The 19,765-nt window shown below is 53.8% G+C and carries 16 protein-coding genes; 10 read left to right on the forward strand and 6 right to left on the reverse strand.

Features of this window, described 5'->3' with window-relative positions; all coding sequences use genetic code 11:
* The first annotated feature begins 46 nt into the window (after positions 1–46).
* Positions 47–694: an L-fuculose-phosphate aldolase gene (gene fucA / locus FDX22_RS23660; RefSeq protein WP_096755886.1), complete on the forward strand. Its 648-nt coding sequence runs from the start codon at positions 47–49 to the stop codon at positions 692–694.
* A 27-nt stretch (positions 695–721) separates the two neighbouring features.
* Entirely contained in the window at positions 722–1,870 is a 1,149-nt protein-coding gene (gene fucO / locus FDX22_RS23665; RefSeq protein ID WP_146717873.1) for a lactaldehyde reductase, read from the forward strand.
* Positions 1,871–1,961: 91 nt separating this feature from the next.
* On the opposite strand, the gene xni is transcribed toward fucO, so the two are convergent.
* The 5 genes from xni to queF form a co-directional block, all read right to left on the reverse strand.
* Positions 1,962–2,717, reverse strand: coding sequence for a flap endonuclease Xni (gene xni, locus FDX22_RS23670; protein ID WP_146717874.1), 756 nt, complete (start codon positions 2,715–2,717; stop codon positions 1,962–1,964).
* Between the two features lie 166 nt (positions 2,718–2,883).
* Complete coding sequence (locus tag FDX22_RS23675) at positions 2,884–4,251, reverse strand: L-serine ammonia-lyase (protein WP_146717875.1); 1,368 nt, start codon at positions 4,249–4,251, stop codon at positions 2,884–2,886.
* 50 nt (positions 4,252–4,301) lie between these two features.
* Positions 4,302–5,591, reverse strand: a complete 1,290-nt coding sequence (locus tag FDX22_RS23680; protein WP_096755890.1) for an HAAAP family serine/threonine permease — start codon at positions 5,589–5,591, stop codon at positions 4,302–4,304.
* A gap of 561 nt (positions 5,592–6,152) precedes the next feature.
* A complete protein-coding gene (gene ppnN, locus FDX22_RS23685; protein ID WP_096755891.1) occupies positions 6,153–7,517 on the reverse strand; it encodes a nucleotide 5'-monophosphate nucleosidase PpnN in 1,365 nt (454 codons plus the stop codon).
* A gap of 113 nt (positions 7,518–7,630) precedes the next feature.
* Positions 7,631–8,479 carry an NADPH-dependent 7-cyano-7-deazaguanine reductase QueF gene (gene queF, locus FDX22_RS23690; protein ID WP_137399896.1) on the reverse strand — a complete coding sequence of 283 codons (849 nt, stop codon included), beginning with the start codon at positions 8,477–8,479 and terminating at the stop codon, positions 7,631–7,633.
* Between the two features lie 68 nt (positions 8,480–8,547).
* Here queF and syd point away from each other — a divergent pair, with 68 nt between their 5' ends.
* The 8 genes from syd (at position 8,548) to FDX22_RS23735 (ending at position 17,067) form a co-directional block, all read left to right on the forward strand.
* Positions 8,548–9,093: a SecY-interacting protein gene (gene syd, locus FDX22_RS23695; protein WP_115257591.1), complete on the forward strand. Its 546-nt coding sequence runs from the start codon at positions 8,548–8,550 to the stop codon at positions 9,091–9,093.
* 632 nt (positions 9,094–9,725) lie between these two features.
* Positions 9,726–10,055 (forward strand): YqcC family protein, encoded by a 330-nt coding sequence (locus tag FDX22_RS23705; RefSeq protein ID WP_117343135.1) that lies wholly within the window; start codon positions 9,726–9,728, stop codon positions 10,053–10,055.
* Positions 10,055–10,837 carry a tRNA pseudouridine(65) synthase TruC gene (truC, locus tag FDX22_RS23710; RefSeq protein WP_096755894.1) on the forward strand — a complete coding sequence of 261 codons (783 nt, stop codon included), beginning with the start codon at positions 10,055–10,057 and terminating at the stop codon, positions 10,835–10,837. The genes FDX22_RS23705 and truC overlap by 1 nt, the downstream gene beginning before the upstream one ends.
* A 19-nt stretch (positions 10,838–10,856) precedes the next feature.
* Positions 10,857–11,306 (forward strand): flavodoxin, encoded by a 450-nt coding sequence (locus FDX22_RS23715; RefSeq protein WP_096755895.1) that lies wholly within the window; start codon positions 10,857–10,859, stop codon positions 11,304–11,306.
* Positions 11,307–11,788: 482 nt separating this feature from the next.
* Positions 11,789–13,141, forward strand: coding sequence for a galactarate/glucarate/glycerate transporter GudP (gene gudP, locus FDX22_RS23720; protein WP_096755896.1), 1,353 nt, complete (start codon positions 11,789–11,791; stop codon positions 13,139–13,141).
* Between the two features lie 2 nt (positions 13,142–13,143).
* Positions 13,144–14,484, forward strand: a complete 1,341-nt coding sequence (locus tag FDX22_RS23725; protein WP_146717876.1) for an enolase C-terminal domain-like protein — start codon at positions 13,144–13,146, stop codon at positions 14,482–14,484.
* 21 nt (positions 14,485–14,505) lie between these two features.
* Positions 14,506–15,846: a glucarate dehydratase gene (gene gudD / locus FDX22_RS23730; RefSeq protein ID WP_135911480.1), complete on the forward strand. Its 1,341-nt coding sequence runs from the start codon at positions 14,506–14,508 to the stop codon at positions 15,844–15,846.
* 78 nt (positions 15,847–15,924) lie between these two features.
* Complete coding sequence (locus FDX22_RS23735; RefSeq protein ID WP_117343138.1) at positions 15,925–17,067, forward strand: glycerate kinase; 1,143 nt, start codon at positions 15,925–15,927, stop codon at positions 17,065–17,067.
* 42 nt (positions 17,068–17,109) lie between these two features.
* Here the strand turns inward: FDX22_RS23735 and barA are convergent.
* The coding region (barA, locus tag FDX22_RS23740) for a two-component sensor histidine kinase BarA (RefSeq protein ID WP_146717877.1) at positions 17,110–19,765 on the reverse strand (2,656 nt) is incomplete at its 5' end.

Genomic DNA, 19,765 nt, shown 5'->3' on the forward strand with positions numbered 1-19,765 from the left:
ATTTTTCGCAATCAAGACGAGGGGAAACTGTACCCGGAGAATTATGATGGAAAGAATGCGTTTGTCGCGAGAAATCATTGAAACCTGTCTTGAAATGACCAGCCTGGGGCTGAATCAGGGAACGGCGGGAAATGTGAGTGCACGTTATGAAAATGGAATGCTGATCACGCCCAGCGGAATTCCTTACGAAAGACTCACGGAAAATATGATCGTGTATGTAGACAACGACGGTAATTATGATAAAGGACAATTACCGTCCAGCGAATGGCGTTTTCACCTTGCAGCCTATCAGACGCGGCCAGAGGCTAATGCGGTTGTCCATAATCATGCGATCCATTGCACCGCGGTATCGATTCTCAACCGTCCTATCCCGGCTATCCATTACATGATTGCTGCTGCCGGTGGAAATTCCATTCCGTGTGCGCCGTATGCGACGTTTGGTACACGTGAACTGTCAGAGCACGTGATCGTGGCGCTGAAAGACCGCAAAGCAACGCTGTTGCAGCATCATGGGCTGATTGCCTGCGAGGCGAACCTGGAAAAAGCACTGTGGCTGGCGCATGAAGTGGAAGTTCTGGCCCGCCTTTATCTGAGCACATTAGCGATCGTCGATCCTGTTCCGGTGCTGGATGATGAAGAGATTGCCATCGTGCTGGAGAAATTCAAATCCTACGGATTACGAATTGAAGAGTAATTTCGCAAAGCGAAAAGGAGAAATACGATGGCGAACAGAATGATTCTGAATGAAACGGCATGGTTTGGCCGGGGAGCTGTTGGGGCGTTAACCGATGAAGTTATTCGTCGGGGGTATCGTAAGGCGCTGATTGTGACCGATGCCAACCTGGTACAGTGCGGTGTGGTCGAGAAGGTGACATCGCGGATGGATGCGGCGGGGCTGGCGTGGGAGATTTACTCCGGCGTTATCCCCAATCCCACCATTGCAGTGGTACAGGAAGGGCTGGGTGTCTTTGAGCAAAGTGGCGCAGACTATCTGATTGCCATTGGCGGTGGCTCCCCGCAGGATACCTGTAAAGCGATTGGTATTATCTACAATAACCCTGAGTTTGCCGATGTGCGCAGCCTTGAAGGCTTATCGCCCACGCGTAAGCCAAGCGTACCGGTGATGGCTATCCCGACGACGGCAGGGACGGCGGCAGAAGTGACCATTAACTACGTGATCACCGATGAGGAAAACCGGCGCAAGTTTGTCTGCGTCGATCCGCATGATATTCCGCAGGTGGCATTTATCGATGCCGATATGATGGACGGTATGCCCGCGGCGTTAAAGGCGGCTACCGGCGTTGATGCGCTGACCCATGCCATTGAAGGTTACATCACCCGTGCGGCCTGGGCGTTGACGGATGCGCTGCACATCAAAGCCATTGAGATCATTGCCGGGGCGCTGCGTGGATCCGTTGCCGGTGACAGCAAGGCCGGTGAAGCCATGGCGCTGGGCCAGTATGTTGCTGGAATGGGCTTTTCCAACGTTGGCCTGGGGCTGGTTCATGGTATGGCACACCCGCTGGGTGCGTTTTATAACACGCCGCACGGCGTCGCCAACGCCATTCTGCTCCCGCATGTGATGCAGTACAACGCCGACTATAGCGGGGACAAATTCCGCGATATCGCCCGGGCAATGGGCGTGAAGGTGGAAGCATTGACGTTGGACGAGGCGCGTAAAGCCGCCGTGGATGCGGTGTTTGCGCTTAACCGTGATGTGGGCATTCCGCTGCACTTACGTGATGTTGGCGTGTGTAAAGAGGATATCCCGGCGCTGGCGCAGGCAGCATTCGATGACGTATGCACCGGTGGTAATCCGCGTGAAGCGAGCCTCGGCGATATCGTTGAGCTGTACCACACCGCCTGGTAATTGTGCTGGATGACGGTGTGAACGCCTTATCTGGCCTACAGGATTGCACGAAATGTAGGCCGGATAAGCGCAGCGCCATCCGGCAACAAAACTACCGCGCCAGACGTAACTGCTGTAGGTTCCCGTCGATATGTAAGGCCGTTTGCAACCGGGCAATATCGCGGCATAGAAATGCCATTTCTTTGTGCGCCTCGAGCTTCTTGCGCCACTTTTCCGGCACGTCATCAAGCCGGGCGTAAATCCCTTCCAGATGCTGAAACTGCACGAGCAGTTGGGTCGCACTTTTTGGGCCAATACCGGCGACACCAGGTACTTTTGAACTGCTTATTCCTGCTAGCCCCCAGTAATCCGGCAGTTGCTGAGGCTGTACGCCAAACTCTTTTTCGATGAACGGCGCATCCAGCCAGCGCTTCTGGAAATAGTCGCGAATACGCAGGGCAGGAGAGAGCAACTGGCAGTAACCTTTATCGGTTGAGACGATGGTGGCCTGATGCCCGGCCTGGGTGACTTTCACCGCCAGCGTTGCGGCTAGATCGTCGGCCTCATTACCGCTGGAAACCCAGCAGCAGACGCCGCGCTGTTCAAAGGCCGCGCGTAAGGCGGGCATTTCTTGATGGAGTTCGTCGGGCATCGGTGGGCGACCAGCTTTATAGTCGGGCAGCCGTTGGTGACGCCAGCCGCTGTTACGCGCTTCGTCATCAAACACCGCCACGGCGTGCGTAGGCTGGCTGTGCACGAGCAATAAATCGAGCGCGTGCTGGCAGGTCTCCACGCAGGGCGATCCCTGAACAGCGTGAATACGGCGGATGAGGTTCAGTGCATCGACAATGAGCAGATGGACGGCCACGGTGTTCTCCCTTACGAATCAGCCTGTAGGGTAACATTCACGGCGAGTGGAGGCGAAGATCTGAAACAACATTTTGCCGGATGGCGGCTGACGCCTTATCCGGCCTACAAATGACTACGGCACTGTAGGCCGGATAAGCTTGCGCCATCCGGCAATGGGTTGGGACTTAATCGCAGGTGACAACTTTCATCGCCAGGCCACCACGAGAGGTTTCGCGGTACTTGGCATTCATGTCTTTACCGGTCTCGTACATGGTCTCGATCACTTTATCGAGGCACACGCGCGGCTCGCTGGTACGGCGCAGCGCCATACGTGCGGCGTTAACCGCTTTGACTGAGGCAATAGCGTTACGCTCGATACATGGGACCTGAACCTGGCCCGCAACCGGATCGCATGTCAGCCCCAGGTTGTGTTCCATACCGATTTCTGCCGCGATGCACACCTGCGTAGGGCTACCGCCCAGCAGTTCCGCCAGACCCGCTGCCGCCATTGAGCAGGCCACACCAACTTCACCCTGGCAACCCACTTCGGCACCCGAGATAGAGGCGTTCATCTTGTACAGGGAACCAATCGCACTCGCGACCAGCATGTAGCGTGCCAGCGAGTTAGCGTTCACTTCGCGGATAAACTTGTCGTAGTAAGCCAGTACCGCAGGAACGATCCCACACGCCCCGTTGGTCGGGGCGGTAACCACACGCCCACCGGCCGCATTCTCTTCGTTCACCGCCAGCGCGAACATGTTAATCCAGTCCACGACCGCCATTGGGTCGGTGGTGGTTTTGTCACTGCTGACCAGCATGCGACGCAGCGCTGCGGCACGACGTGGCACGCGCAGTTTACCCGGCAAGACGCCTTCGGTGGTGATACCGCGTTCAATCCCGCTACGCATCACTTCCCAGACGTTAGCAAAGTGCTGTTCCAGCTCTTCTTTGCTGTGCAGGGCCAGTTCGTTTTGCATCATCAGACCAGAAAGCGACAGGCCGGTTTCCTGGCAATGTCGTTGCAGATCGGCGGCGGATTTGTACGGATAGGGCACGTTTACCGGCGAGCTGTTCGGCAGGCCGAAATGTTCTTCATCAACGATGAAACCACCGCCAATGGAATAGTAAGTCTGGCTGTAGAGGACTTTTTCGCCGGCCAGGGCGGTAATGCGCATGCCGTTTTCGTGCAGGGACAGATTGTCCGCATGGAAATTCATGCACTTATCGACCGGGAACTCCACTTCATGCTGACCGTCTGCCAGCAGCAAACGTCCGTGAGTATTCACATCCTGGATAAAGGACGGGATGGCATCGATGTCTACGGTGTCAGGCAGATTACCCGCCAGGCCCATAATAATCGCGATGTCAGTGTGATGGCCTTTCCCCGTCAGAGACAGAGAGCCGTAAACATCAACCACGACGCTGGTTACGTCAGTGAGTATTCCGCGAGCAATCAGGTCATCCGTGAATTGTTTGCCTGCTTTCATTGGACCCACAGTGTGGGAGCTGGAAGGACCAATGCCGATTTTGAAGATATCGAATACGCTAATCATGAGGCGTCCATTGTATAACGAGATGCGCCGCCCGTAGGCGGCGCAGGGGATTAACTAAACAGCGAGTAGAAAATAGCGGAGATGGCAATCAGACCCATAATCACAACGAAGACGTTGCTGATATGGCCGCTGTACTTACGCATGGCCGGGACTTTCTGAATCGCATACATCGGCATCAGGAACAGAATCATCGCGATGATTGGGCCACCCAGGGTTTCAATCATACCGAGGATGCTCGGGTTCAGCGTTGCCACGATCCAGGTGGTAACCAGCATGAACAGTGCAGTGAGTTTGTTCAGCTTGTTGACTTCGATGGATTTGCCTTTACCACGCAGGTGCTTAATCACCATACCGTTGAAGCCTTCACGTGCGCCCAGGTAGTGGCCGAGGAAGGATTTGGTGATAGCGATCATCGCGATAATCGGTGCCATCCAGGCAATGATCGGTGCGTTAAAGTGGTTCGCCAGGTAAGACAGGATGGAGATGTTCTGCTCTTTTGCCGCAGCCAGATCCGCCGGGGTCAGGCTAAACACGCAGCTGAAGACGAAGAACATAACGGTCAGCACCATCATGATGTGAGCGAATGCCAGAATCTTGGAGCATTTCTTCTCTGCTTCATCACCGTACTCTTCACGCTTCGCAACGGCGAAGGAGGAGATGATCGGTGAGTGGTTGAAGGAGAATACCATTACCGGAATTGCCAGCCACAGGGTCAACAACAGGCCATTGCCAGTGGTTGCTGCGGAGTCAAAGGACAGGGTTTCCAGAACCGCACCGCTCCACTGAGGGATCAGGTACAGCGCCAGCAGCATCAGCGCTGCAACGAACGGGAATACCAGGATGCTCATCGCTTTCACGATCATCTGCTCACCGAAGCGCACGATGGTCATCATACCGATAATCAGGATCAGCGACAGGATGGCACGCGGCGGAGGCGTAATTGCCAACTGGTGAGTCAGGAAGCTCTCGACGGTATTGGTAATCGCTACGCTGTAAACCAACAGAATTGGGTAGATAGCGAAGAAATAGAGCAGCGTAATCAGTTTACCTGCGCCAACACCAAAGTGTTCTTCTACCACTTCGGTGATGTCTTCACCCGGATTTTTACCGGATAACACGAAACGGGTCAGACCACGGTGTGCAAAGTAGGTCATTGGGAAGGCAAGAATAGCCATGATGATCAGCGGGATTAGACCGCCAACACCGGCGTTAATTGGCAGGAACAAGACACCCGCGCCAATTGCCGTACCGTAAAGGCCCAGCATCCACATGGTGTCAGTCTTGCGCCATGCGCTGCGGGTCTGGCCCGTAACGATAGTGCTGGTTTGCGTGTTTTCCATCTATTTCTCCTGGAGGAAGCTTAAAAAGTCAGGTTTGGGTTCAATCCACTGAAAAAAGACCCGACTGTAAAACGAATTCCGATTAGCGATTTTTTATATAATTTTTCGCCGTAATAATTTTCGGGCGGAAAGATACATTTAAGTTATGAATGTATCAGTGATCGGGATCCCAAATGCAATAATCCACTTTTTATGTGGATAAATTTGGACCATTAATCTATTAAAAAATAACCAAAGCGGATTTACGGGCGCGAAGGCTAGCATTAACGACATATGACGTGAAAGAGAACGCGAGAAGATACGAGTGTTGCGCTGTAAAAACTGTCATTTTCAGTGGATTCTTGCAATTAATGATAATTTATGACGATAAGTCACGGTCGAATTTGAAAGGTAAACGTTTGCGTATTGAGGGTTTTCTGACGAAACATTATTGATGTTTATGTTAGGAGTTGAGCTATGTGACTGGTATCACTAAAAAAGCCGGCTGGCTGCGAGGCCAAAACCGGCTTGGATATGGACAAATCTGTCATCGTGGTAGCCGCAGCTACCGGGCGTTAAACATCAGGCGCAGATTTCGTAGCAAGGAATGTAGGCCGAACCCGGCAACTTCATGCGGTGCTGTGCGACAAAGCCCTGCAGCAGGTCATCCATACGGCGCATCATCTCTCGGTCACCGTGGATCTTGTACGGTCCAAACTCTTCAATAGCGTGAATACCGACTTCCTTGACGTTACCCGCGACGATGCCGGAAAACGCGCGACGCAGGTCTGCAGCCAGTACTTCAACCGGTTGATCGGGGTACAGCTTCAGGTTCGCCATGTTTTCATGGGACGGTTCAAACGGCATCTGCAAATCAGGTGAAATGCGAATCGACCAGTTAAAGCTGTAGGCATCACCGGTGTCGCGGCGATTCTCTTTCACCAGCGGCATCGCTTTTTTCATCAGGCGAGCGACTTCTGAAGCATCGTCAATGATAATGCGGTAGTGGCGACGTGCGTCTTCACCCAGCGTGTGTACGATAAATTCATCCAGCACGCGGAAGTAGTCCGCACTCTCTTTTGGTCCCGTCAAGATCAGTGGCAGAACCTGATCTTTGTTCGCCGGGTTCATCAATATACCTAACAGGTACAGCAGCTCTTCCGCCGTTCCTACGCCGCCAGGGAAAATGATAATGCCGTGGGCAATACGGACAAATGCTTCCAGACGTTTTTCAATGTCCGGCATGATGATCAGTTCGTTGACCAGCGGGTTAGGCGGTTCGGCGGCAATGATTGACGGTTCAGTCATGCCGATAAAACGGCTGTCTTTGTAACGCTGCTGGGCGTGGCCCACCGCCGCGCCTTTCATGGGGGCTTCCATCGCACCAGGACCGCAGCCGGTACAGATGTTCAGCTCACGCAGGCCCAACTGGGTACCGACGCGACGAGCATACAGGTACTCATTTTCGTTGATGGAGTGACCGCCCCAGCAGACGACCATGTTCGGTGCTTCATCGACGTGCAGTGCCCGGGCGTTACGCAAGATGGAGAAGACGAGGTTGGTAATGTGAACCGAGCTTTCGAGATCCAGACGTTGAAAACGACCAGCGTTATGGATCTGGCCGTTAACGAAAAGAATGTCGCGCAGGACGGCAAACAGGTTGGCCTGCAGCGCACGAATAATGCGTCCATCAACAAACGCGTCTTCAGGCGGGTTAATCAGTTCCAGCTTAACGCCACGTTCACGGCGCAGCACGTTAATGTCGAAACTTTCAAAACGAGACAGCAGCTCTTTGCTGTTGTCGGTCAAACTGCCGGAGTTCAGGACGGCAAGCGAACAGTTACGAAACAGTTGATACAGGTCGCTGCTGGCCGTGCGTTTAAGCATATCGACTTCCAGCTGCGACAACATGTCCATTGAGCCAAGCGGGCTAATATGTGTAATCAAGTAAACTCCTTATGGGACGCAACACGTCATTCCCTGTTGATTACAATAGCTCTGGCTTATGACCTTTCACAACCTTGCGCGCGGAATCCGGCACGCAAAATTGAGAAATAAAGTTACTGACGCACTAGTCTGCCGATAGCAGGGACAAAATCGGTGTTGGTTCGCCATGGATTAATGTCCAGACCGCCGCGTCGCGTGTAGCGGGCGTAGACGCTCAGCTTTTCCGGCTGGCAGAAGCGCAGTATGTCATTGAAAATGCGCTCCACGCACTGTTCATGGAATTCATTATGATGGCGGAAGGAAACCAGATAACGCAGCAGCTGCTCCCTGTCGATTTTTCGTCCACGATACTGAATTTGTATAGAACCCCAGTCGGGCTGGTGGGTGATCAAACAGTTAGATTTCAGCAGATGGCTGACTAGCGTTTCTTCCACTGCTTTCTCGCCGCTTGTGGCGTTCTCCAGATAATCTGTGGTGAACTGGTAGTTATCGATGACAATATCCTGGTCATCGATGCAGGTGCCATTGAAATGAGCAATCGGCTGCCCTTCCAGCTCGTCGATACGGTACAGCGCCACGTGAACATCGCCTTCGGCGCAGGCGCGCAAATCGTGTTCCAGCGTTTGGCGAACGGCATCCCATGAATCAAAGCGGGTCTGGTTAAAACTGTTCAGATACAGCTTAAAGCTTTTTGATTCAATCAGATTCACGCTGGTGTAGTCTAATTCGACATGCCCGACGGCAACCTGCGGTAAGCCATTGGCATTTAGCCATGACAGTTCATACAGCGTCCAGATATCGGCGCCATGAAAAGGAAGACTATCGGCCTTTAAATCCAGCGGGTCGCGGTTCAGGCTACGCGGAACGCCCTGCAGCAAACTGGCATCGTAATTGTCCCGGTAATCTGTTGATTTACCGAGGGTCAGGCCGTCAAGCGCCTGATGGTTTTCATAAGAAGACATGTTTCACCGTCATAAACCAGATACACTATGCGTCAAGTGTATCCTGGCTTTTGTGAAGAGAGAAATCAGTGGACGAATTGACTGCGCAGGCGTTAACGGCCTTTACGACACGCTATTGCGATGCATGGCATGAGAAAAATAACAGCTGGCCTCTCAGCGAAGAATTATATGGCGTACCTTCCCCATGCATTATTTCCACGACCAGCGATGCCGTGTACTGGCAGCCTCAGCCGTTTGTGGGCGAAACGAATGTAAACGCGGTTGAACGCGCCTTTGATATTGTGGTACAACCCGCCGTTCACGCTTTTTATACCACCCAATTTGCCGGGGACATGCACGCGCAGTTTGCCGATGAAAAGCTCACGCTGCTGCAAACCTGGAGCGAAGATGACTTCAGGCGCGTTCAGGAAAACCTGATTGGCCATTTGGTCACGCAAAAGCGGCTCAAGCTCTCGCCGACGCTGTTTATTGCGACACAGGAAAATGAACTGGATGTCATTTCGGTGTGTAACCTGTCCGGGGAAGTGTGCAAAGAAACGCTGGGGACTCGTAAACGTACGGTGCTGGCGGCCTCTCTTGCGGATTTCCTGACTCAACTTAAGCCAGTTCTGTAATCCATTTTGCCCGCATACGTGTGAGAGATCTCTTACAAACCCTGTAGGAGATCGCCAGGTAATAAGTGAAAGCTTAATGCAGGGCCTTCATAGTAAATGTATGTAATTCAGTTAGTTGATGTTTTATTCTCTGCTTTCATATGAAAAAAACCTTAAAGGAATGTCTGTAAGTATCTTGTAAGACAAAGCGAAACAGGCGATTCTATCTACGTCGACAAGGAGTCGCACAACGAAGTGAACATCAGGATGATGACACTTCTGCAGGACACACCAGGATGGTGTTACAAGGATAGGCTTCAGGACGAAGCAAAGAGGAAAACGCTGGATGCGTTAAAGGACACCTCCAGGAAGGAGAATGAGAGCCGGGCAGGATGGTCGGCGGGTCAGGATGGCCACGGACACTTCAGGATGAAGTTTTCACATCGGGGTGATGTGAGCAGGATGCAAACGTTCAGGATGAACAGGTCGCAAGACCACAGGAAAAGTTGTCATGGATGAGCAGGGAGCACTAAAAGTAGCTGGAATGCTGCGAAACGAACCGGGAGCACTGTTTTTACAGTGCTCCCTTTTTTTATTTCCTGCCCACAAATGCTATTCTTCGCGCCAGATTTTTCATCAATGAGGTTAATTTCATGACGACTCATGACCGTGTGCGCCAGCAACTCCACGCGCTTGAAGCGCTGTTGCGTAAGCATAATCACTGGCGAATGGATGAGCCTGAGGCGCATTTATTTACCAGCACGCAGCCTTTTTGTATGGATACCATGGAGCCGGTTGAATGGCTGCAATGGGTATTGATTCCCCGCATGCATGCTCTGCTTGATAACGCGCAGCCGCTTCCAGAGGCGTTTGCCATCGCTCCGTATTACGAAATGGCGCTGACCGCCGACCATCCACAGCGTGAAGTGCTTCTCGTTGCATTACAGGAGCTGGATGCACTGTTTACCAGCGATAAATCCTGATGCTTGAGATCCTCTATCAGGACGAATGGCTGGTTGCTGTTAACAAACCTTCTGGCTGGCTGGTTCACCGCAGCTGGCTCGACCGCGATGAGAAAGTGGTCGTGATGCAAACGGTGCGTGACCAGATTGGTCAGCATGTTTTTACCGTGCATCGCCTCGACCGACCGACATCCGGCGTGCTGCTGATGGGATTGTCCAGCGAAGCCGGGCGTTTGCTGTCGCAGCAGTTTGAACAGCATCAAATTCAAAAGCGTTATCATGCGATTGTGCGTGGTTGGTTAATGGATGACGCGGTGCTGGATTACCCGCTGGTGGAAGAGTTGGATAAAATTGCCGACAAATTTTCCCGTGAAGATAAAGATCCGCAACCGGCGGTCACCCACTATCGCGGACTGGCAACGGTAGAAATGCCGGTGGCCACCGGGCGTTATCCAACGACTCGCTACGGACTGGTAGAGCTTGAGCCTAAAACCGGTCGTAAACACCAGCTCCGGCGGCATCTGTCCCATTTACGCCATCCTATTATTGGCGACAGTAAGCACGGTGATTTGCGGCAAAACCGCAGTGCGGCGGAGCATTTCGGTTGCCAGCGCTTAATGTTGCATGCCAGCCAGCTTACGCTTACCCATCCGTTCACTGGCGAGCCGTTGGTGATTCGCGCGGGTCTGGATGACGTCTGGATGCAGGCGCTATCGCAGTTTGGCTGGCGTGGACTTCTCCCTGAGAATGAAAGGGTTGAGTTCAGCGAGCGGTCAGGTCAGGATGAGCAAATAGATTCTTAAGTCCCTGGAGAAAAAGGTTATGGCGGAAATTGGTATTTTTGTCGGCACGATGTACGGAAACTCGCTGTTGGTAGCCGAAGAGGCTGAAGCTATCCTTACCGGACAGGGCCATAAGGCTACGGTGTTTGAAGATCCAGAGCTGGCTGACTGGCAGGCGTATCAAGACAAATACGTCCTGGTGGTGACCTCAACGACCGGGCAGGGCGATCTTCCGGACAGCATTGTGCCACTGTTTCAGGGGATCAAAGATAATCTTGGTTTTCAGCCAAATCTGCATTATGGCGTGATCGCACTCGGCGACAGCAGCTACGTTAACTTCTGCAACGGCGGAAAACAGTTCGACGCGTTGTTGCAGGAACAAAGCGCGCAGCGCGTGGGTGAGATGTTGTTGATTGATGCCAGCGAGCACCCTGAGCCGGAAAGTGAATCCAATCCCTGGGTAGAACATTGGGGAACTCTCCTGTCTTGAGGCTTCCCCTCCCCCCTACCGGGAGGGTGTCCTGCTTGTGCCAGCAAGCAAAAAGAACGACCTGGCCATATCCTAATAGAACTGAATCGTGTTAGCTTCGGGCAAATGCCTGTAAAAACCTTCATTTGAAAGTGGTTTTACAGGCGTTTTCATAGGGTCAAGCGACCCGTTTCACACTCCTTTCTTTTCCGTCCTGACATTTCCCTATTCAACCCTCTGGTTTTCATTTCCGTGAAGTTGCTTCCAGTCACCAGGGCTTTTGCCACAAACAGGCTTGGTGTGTGGACGAAATACTGTGTTGTTGCACGGTGAGTGTTTCCTGCCTGCTTTTTATACTCCTCATGCCAGTTATAAGAAAATGCAGCATGCAAGGCGAACAACCTCCAAAAAAGCTGCCTATACACCAAACGTTACCTCTGACCCCTACCGGTTTTGCAATTCAGAGTGAGCGAATAAAAACGCGAAAATTCAGGAGTGCAACAATGAGTTCATTAAGTCAGGCGGCGAGCGGCGCGGAAAAGCGCACTAATGCTCGCTACTGGATAGTGGTGATGCTGTTTATCGTCACATCCTTCAACTATGGCGACCGCGCCACCTTATCCATTGCCGGTTCGGAGATGGCCAAAGATATTGGCCTCGATGCTGTCGGTATGGGTTACGTTTTCTCTGCATTCTCATGGGCCTATGTTATCGGCCAGATCCCCGGCGGCTGGTTGCTCGACCGCTTTGGTTCTAAACGTGTCTACTTCTGGTCCATCTTTATTTGGTCCCTGTTTACCCTGCTACAAGGCTTCGTCGATATCTTCAGCGGCTTTGGCATTATCATCGCGCTGTTTACATTGCGATTCCTTGTCGGTTTAGCCGAAGCGCCTTCCTTCCCCGGCAATAGTCGCATTGTGGCGGCGTGGTTCCCGGCGCAGGAGAGGGGCACGGCGGTGTCGATTTTTAACTCCGCACAGTACTTTGCCACCGTTATCTTCGCGCCGATCATGGGTTGGCTGACTCACGAAGTGGGCTGGTCGCACGTGTTCTTCTTTATGGGCGGCCTCGGGATCGTTATCAGCTTCGTCTGGCTGAAAGTAATTCACGAACCTAACCAGCACCCGGGCGTGAACCAAAAAGAGCTGGATTACATCGCCGCTGGTGGCGCGCTGATCAACATGGATCAGGCGGCAGCGAAAACGAAAGTCCCGTTCAGCGTGAAGTGGGGACAAATTAAGCAGTTGATTGGTTCGCGCATGATGGTGGGGATCTACATCGGCCAGTATTGCATTAACGCGCTGACCTACTTCTTTATCACCTGGTTTCCGGTTTACCTGGTGCAGGCGCGCGGCATGTCGATTCTGAAGGCCGGTTTTGTGGCGTCGGTTCCGGCTATCTGCGGCTTTGTGGGCGGCGTGCTCGGCGGGATTATTTCCGACTGGCTGATGCGTCGTACCGGATCGCTGAATATTGCGCGTAAAACGCCGATCGTGATGGGTATGCTGTTGTCGATGGTGATGGTGTTCTGTAACTACGTCGACGTTGAATGGATGATTATTGGCTTTATGGCGCTGGCCTTCTTCGGGAAAGGCATCGGTGCGCTCGGCTGGGCAGTGATGGCAGATACTGCGCCGAAAGAGATCAGCGGCCTGAGCGGCGGTCTGTTCAACATGTTCGGCAATATTTCCGGTATCGTCACGCCGATTGCGATTGGCTACATCGTGGGCACCACCGGTTCGTTTAACGGTGCGTTGATTTACGTTGGGGTGCATGCGCTGATTGCGGTGCTGAGCTATCTGGTGCTGGTGGGCGATATTAAGCGTATCGAACTGAAACCTGTGGCAGGGCAATGACGATGACAACACAATCGAGTCCCGTTATCACCGACATGAAGGTTATTCCGGTAGCCGGTCATGACAGCATGCTGCTCAACATCGGTGGTGCGCATAACGCGTATTTTACCCGCAATATCGTGGTACTGACCGACAACGCCGGGAATACCGGCGTCGGTGAAGCGCCGGGCGGTGAAGTGATTTATCAGACGCTCCTTGACGCCATCCCGATGGTATTAGGCCAGGAAGTCGCCCGTCTGAACAAAGTGGTGCAGCAGGTGCATAAAGGCAACCAGGCCGCTGACTTTGACACCTTCGGTAAAGGCGCCTGGACCTTTGAGCTGCGGGTTAATGCGGTAGCTGCGCTGGAAGCAGCGCTGCTCGACCTGCTGGGCAAAGCGCTCAACGTGCCGGTCTGTGAACTGTTAGGGCCGGGCAAGCAGCGCGATGCGGTAACCGTGCTGGGCTATCTGTTCTACGTAGGCGATCGCACGAAGACAGATTTGCCGTATCTGGAGACGACGCCGGGCAACCATGACTGGTATCACCTGCGTCATCAGCAAGCGATGAACAGCGAGGCGGTTGTGCGCCTGGCGGAGGCCTCGCAGGACCGCTACGGTTTTAAAGATTTCAAACTCAAGGGCGGCGTGCTACCCGGTGAGCAGGAAATTGAGACCGCCCGTGCGCTGAAAAAACGTTTCCCGGATGCACGTATTACGGTCGACCCTAACGGCGCCTGGCTGCTGGATGAAGCTATCTCATTGTGCAAAGGGCTGAACGATGTGCTGACCTACGCTGAAGATCCGTGCGGTGCGGAACAAGGGTTCTCGGGTCGCGAAGTGATGGCAGAATTCCGCCGCGCGACTGGTCTACCTGTGGCGACCAACATGATCGCCACTAACTGGCGCGAAATGGGCCACGCGGTGATGCTGAACTCCGTCGATATTCCGCTGGCCGATCCGCACTTCTGGACGCTTTCTGGTGCGGTGCGCGTGGCACAGTTGTGCGATGACTGGGGGCTGACCTGGGGCTGTCACTCGAACAACCACTTCGATATTTCGCTGGCGATGTTTACCCACGTGGGCGCTGCTGCGCCCGGCAAGCCGACGGCGATTGATACCCACTGGATCTGGCAGGAGGGCGATTGCCGCCTGACCAAAAATCCGCTGGAGATTAAGCACGGAAAAATTGCGGTTCCGGACGCCCCAGGGCTGGGCGTGGAGCTGGACTGGGAACAGGTTAACAAGGCCCATGAAGCCTACAAGAGACTGCCCGGCGGCGCGCGTAATGATGCGGGTCCGATGCAGTACCTGATCCCTGGATGGACCTTCGACCGTAAACGCCCCGTTTTCGGCCGCCACTAGATTTTGAATAAGGACTTTATTATGAGCACACAATTTACGACCCCCGTTGTTACCGCCATGCAGGTGATCCCGGTTGCGGGCCACGACAGTATGCTGATGAACCTGAGCGGCGCACATGCCCCGTTCTTCACACGTAATATTGTGATTATCAAAGATAACTCTGGTCATACTGGTGTCGGCGAAATCCCTGGCGGCGAGAAAATCCGCCAGACCCTGGAAGATGCGATTCCGCTGGTAGTGGGTAAAACGCTCGGCGAATATAAAAACGTGCTGAACGCGGTACGTAACCAGTTTGCCGATCGCGATGCCGGCGGGCGCGGTTTGCAGACCTTCGATCTGCGTACCACTATTCATGTGGTTACCGGTATTGAAGCGGCAATGCTTGATCTGCTGGGCCAGCATCTGGGCGTCAACGTCGCGTCTCTGCTGGGTGATGGACAGCAACGTAGCGAAGTCGAAATGCTCGGCTATTTGTTCTTCGTCGGCAACCGTAAAGCGACGCCGCTGCCGTATCAGAGCCAGCCAGATGAAAAATGTGACTGGTATCGCCTGCGTCATGAAGAAGCAATGACCCCGGATGCGGTGGTGCGCCTGGCGGAAGCAGCGTATGAGAAATATGGTTTCAACGACTTTAAACTGAAAGGCGGTGTGCTGGCAGGGGAAGAAGAGGCGGAATCGATTGTGGCGCTGGCGAAACGCTTCCCACAGGCACGAGTGACGCTGGATCCTAACGGTGCGTGGTCGCTCAATGAAGCCATTAGCATCGGTAAATATCTGAAAGGCTCTCTGGCCTATGCAGAAGATCCGTGCGGTGCCGAACAGGGCTTCTCCGGGCGTGAAGTGATGGCGGAATTCCGTCGCGCGACCGGGCTGCCGACGGCCACCAACATGATTGCTACTGACTGGCGTCAGATGGGACATACGCTGTCGCTGCAATCCGTTGATATCCCGCTGGCGGACCCGCATTTCTGGACCATGCAGGGTTCGGTGCGTGTGGCGCAGATGTGCCATGAGTTCGGTCTGACCTGGGGCTCACACTCCAACAACCACTTTGATATCTCGCTGGCGATGTTCACTCATGTGGCGGCAGCGGCACCGGGCAAGGTCACCGCCATCGATACCCACTGGATCTGGCAGGAAGGCAATCAGCGCCTGACCAAGGAGCCGTTTGAAATCAAAGGCGGCATGGTACAGGTTCCGGCAAAACCGGGTCTGGGCGTAGAGATCGATATGGATCAGGTAATGAAAGCCCACGAACTGTATCAGCAACACGGCTTGGGTGCGCGTGATGATGCCATGGGAATGCAATACCTGATCCCGAACTGGACGTTTGATAACAAGCGCCCGTGCATGGTTCGCTAAGCGTTATGCCGGTTCTGACAGGAACCGGCACTTCTTCAGGTGTATGATTAACATAATCAACATGCATAAGGACGGCTTATGAAAATAGTCATTGCTCCGGACTCTTACAAAGAGAGTCTGAGTGCGCTTGAGGTAGCAACTGCGATTGAGCAGGGTTTTCGTGAGATCTGGCCTGATGCGGATTACGTCAAGATCCCGGTTGCCGATGGCGGTGAGGGAACGGTTGAAGCGATGGTTGCCGCAACCGCAGGACGCCTTGTTCATGTTGATGTTACAGGCCCTCTGGGGAGCAGTGTTCAGGCATTTTATGGTTTATCGGGAGATGCGCGCTCGGCATTTATTGAGATGGCTGCAGCCAGCGGGCTGGCGCTGGTACCCGTGGATTCACGTGACCCGCTAAAAACCACCTCCAGGGGAACCGGAGAGCTGATACGTCACGCGCTGGACGCGGGCGTGGAGCATATCGTCATTGGCATTGGCGGTAGCGCAACCAACGATGGCGGCGCGGGGATGGTGCAGGCACTGGGTGCAAGATTACTGGATGCGCAGAATAACGATATTGCCCATGGTGGTGCGGGGCTGGAAGCGCTTGCCAGGATTGATATCTCGCAGTTAGATGCGCGCCTTGCCGCGTGTCAAATCGAAGTAGCCTGCGACGTGACGAACCGGCTTACCGGTAAAGAGGGCGCGTCGGCGGTATTCGGCCCGCAAAAAGGGGCCACGCCAGAAGTGGTTGCCCGTTTGGATCGAGCGTTAACCCATTATGCTCAGCTGATCTCCCGCGATCTGGACGTTAACGTTCTGGAACTGGCTGGCGGCGGTGCCGCCGGGGGCATGGGCGCGGCACTGTATGCATTTTGCGGCGCGCAGTTGCGTAGCGGTATTGAGATCGTGACCGATGCGTTACATCTTGATGCCTGGGTCGCAGATGCCGATTTAGTGGTGACCGGTGAAGGGCGTATCGACAGCCAGACCATACATGGCAAAGTCCCCGTTGGCGTAGCGAACGTTGCGAAGCGTTATAACAAACCGGTTATCGGTATTGCCGGCAGCCTGACCCCGGATGTGGGCATTGTGCATGACCACGGTATTGATGCTGTTTTTAGCGTGATTTATACCATCTGTACGCTGGAAGATGCGCTGAAGAATGCGAAAGAAAATGTCCGCATGACGGCACGCAACGTGGCTGCAACCCTCAATGCAGGGCTGCAGTTACGCTGAGTTGTAGGCCGGATGAGGCGTTTACGCCGCATCCGGCGAACATCACCCCAATATCCGTTTCGCTTCGCGTGCCACGTTGTCCATCTCATCAAGCAGCTCTAAAAACTCAGGCTCTAGATCTTCTTCCTGGGTTCCACTGCGCAGTTGTTGTTCGATGAGCTGGCACAGGTTCTTCATGCGTGGAACGCCGCTGTAGCCGCAACTACCGTGCAGTTTGTGGATCAAATCGACCAGCCCTTCCGGGTTTTCACCGACCAGCTGTTCCTCGATTTTATTACGCACCTCCGGCAGAAAATCGATCAGCATTTGCAGCATATCGCGCGCCAGATTATTTTTTCCGGCGGCTTGCCGCAACGCCAGCTGCCAGTCGAGCGTCGTGTTCGGGTTGACCACCGGCTCAAGAGGCTCTGTGGCAATAGCCCGGATGGCTGTACCAGTACCAGGTTTGTAGCGCAGCAGCAGATTGTGCAGCTTCTCTTCTTCAATCGGTTTTGCCAGATAGTCAGTCATCCCGGCGCTGAGGAGTTTCTCTTTTTGCCCGGCCATGGCGTGCGCGGTAACCGCAATCACCGGCGTCTGCTGTTGATGAGGGAGTTGATGGATTAGTTCACAGGCGCGAATACCGTCCATATCCGGCATCTGAATATCCATCAAAATCAGATCAAACTGCATCTGTTTGGCGCGATCCACCGCCTGATGCCCGCTGTCGCAAAGTTCGACGTGGCGTACCTTATCCTCCAGTAATGCACCGATCAGTTTGAGATTCGCCGGGTTGTCATCTACCGCCATGACGGTCATCGCAATTTTGCTCTCGTCGACCAGCAACGGCTCGTTGCTTTGGTTCCGATGACAATACTCCGTCAGGGCAGGCAGCAGGCGGGTTGACGTGAGCGGTTTTAACAGACACGCCGCAGCGCCACCTTGTTTTAATTTCTCAGCGTTAATCTGCGCATGGCAAGGCAGCGCCAGTAACAAGAAGTCGGTCATTGCCCGGGCGCTTGCCAGCCGTTCATGTTGCATGGTGAGCGGTTCGCGCAGCGTCACCGGTACGCCAAGCAGCAGAATATCGTAGTGTTCTGCCGGCAACGCGGAGAATGACGGGCTATAAATCACCTCCAGCGGCGTTTCGCTCAGGATATCCAGCGTACATTGTGCCGCATTGGCGTTGGGTTCTACGTAGGCCAGTCGTTTCCCGGCCAGACAGCGGGTAGGTGAGCGTTCACTGAGTACGTTAGGATTGAGGTCAAGGCTGATGTGGAACCAGAAGGTTGATCCACGATTGGGCTGACTGTGGAAGGAGATATCCCCACCCATTTCGTTGACCAGTTTTTGCGTAATCACCAGGCCCAGCCCGGTGCCGCCGTGGCGTCGCGAAATACTGGCATCCGCCTGGCGGAAGGCCTGGAACAGGCGCGACTGATCGCGTTCCGGAATGCCGATACCGGTATCGCGGATTTGCACTTCAATCTGCACTTTGGTGTTACTGAGGGCGCGTTTCTCCACCAGAATATCGATATTGCCGCTCTCGGTAAATTTGATGGCATTGCCGACCAGATTGGTGATGACCTGCTGCAAACGCAGTGGATCGCCAATCACATTGTCTGGCACGTCGTTCTTGATATTGAGCGTTAGCTCCAGCCCTTTATCATGGGAGGAGTGCGCCAACAGCGTCACCACATCGTCCAGCGTGCTGCGTAGCGGGAATGGGATACTTTCCAGAATCAACTTGCCTGCTTCCAGTTTGGAGAAGTCGAGCACGTCGTTGATGATGGCCAGCAAATTGTTGGCGGAGCGTTCAATGGTATTCAGGTGATCGCGCTGGGTGGTGTTCAACTCGGTTTTTAGCGTCAGGCGGGTAAAGCCAATTACGCCATTGAGCGGCGTACGCAGCTCATGCGACATGTTTGCCAGAAACTCGGATTTGATACGCGCCGCTTCCTGGGCGCGTTTCTTCGCCAGATCCAGCTCAACGTTCTGGATCTCCATCTGCTCCAGCGTTTCGCGTAGGTCAGACGTGGCCTGATCGATATTGTGCTGCATCTCTTCATGGTAGGCCGCCAGCGACATCGCCATCGAGTTGATGCCGTTTTTCAGCATATCCAGCTCGCCCAGCATGAAGCCTTCTACTCGACTGTCGAGCTGCCCTCGTCGTATCCGGTCAACGGTATTCACCATGTTGCGGATAGGGCCGGTCACGTCGCGCATCAGACGCCAGCCAAAAATTAACGCAATACCGATGCAAAACAGCATCATCACGGTTGAAATAAAGATTTCTTTGTACTGCTGTAGCCGCACCGATTTAAGATCTAACTCAAGCGCCACGTACCCCAGCATATTTTTTGTGTTTTTCGCGTCGCTGACCGCAGACTCATCCGGAGAATAACTTTCCGATATAATTGGGGTGCGCAGGATCATGATATCCCCCTGGCGGATGACGCTCAGTTTTCGGGGAAACGGCGCACCGGCAGGCAGCTGCATTTCTGATGGATCGAGATGGAAATTTGACGTGACGAACAGCCGATTATTTTCATCATAGACCGAAATCGCCCGCACAATTTCGGAATGGCGACGGTGCAGCACGCTAATAAGCTGGCCGATAGACTCCCGATTTTGTAGGTTCATGCCATATTCGCTGGAGACTGCGAGTGGCTCAATGATGCTGGCACCAGCATCTTCCAGTTGACGCTGCAAGTCGTTA

Source organism: Citrobacter sp. TBCS-14 (assembly GCF_005280805.1).
GTDB classification, from domain to species: Bacteria; Pseudomonadota; Gammaproteobacteria; order Enterobacterales; family Enterobacteriaceae; genus Citrobacter; species Citrobacter gillenii.

Coding starts and splice junctions, on each gene's coding strand:
- fucA (WP_096755886.1), top strand. CDS start 47: ATGGAAAGAATGCGTTTGTCGCGAGAAATCATTGAAACCTGTCTTGAA.
- fucO (WP_146717873.1), top strand. CDS start 722: ATGGCGAACAGAATGATTCTGAATGAAACGGCATGGTTTGGCCGGGGA.
- FDX22_RS23675 (WP_146717875.1), bottom strand. CDS start 4,251: ATGATTAGCGTATTCGATATCTTCAAAATCGGCATTGGTCCTTCCAGC.
- FDX22_RS23680 (WP_096755890.1), bottom strand. CDS start 5,591: ATGGAAAACACGCAAACCAGCACTATCGTTACGGGCCAGACCCGCAGC.
- queF (WP_137399896.1), bottom strand. CDS start 8,479: ATGTCTTCTTATGAAAACCATCAGGCGCTTGACGGCCTGACCCTCGGT.
- FDX22_RS23705 (WP_117343135.1), top strand. CDS start 9,726: ATGACGACTCATGACCGTGTGCGCCAGCAACTCCACGCGCTTGAAGCG.
- truC (WP_096755894.1), top strand. CDS start 10,055: ATGCTTGAGATCCTCTATCAGGACGAATGGCTGGTTGCTGTTAACAAA.
- FDX22_RS23715 (WP_096755895.1), top strand. CDS start 10,857: ATGGCGGAAATTGGTATTTTTGTCGGCACGATGTACGGAAACTCGCTG.
- gudP (WP_096755896.1), top strand. CDS start 11,789: ATGAGTTCATTAAGTCAGGCGGCGAGCGGCGCGGAAAAGCGCACTAAT.
- FDX22_RS23725 (WP_146717876.1), top strand. CDS start 13,144: ATGACAACACAATCGAGTCCCGTTATCACCGACATGAAGGTTATTCCG.
- gudD (WP_135911480.1), top strand. CDS start 14,506: ATGAGCACACAATTTACGACCCCCGTTGTTACCGCCATGCAGGTGATC.
- FDX22_RS23735 (WP_117343138.1), top strand. CDS start 15,925: ATGAAAATAGTCATTGCTCCGGACTCTTACAAAGAGAGTCTGAGTGCG.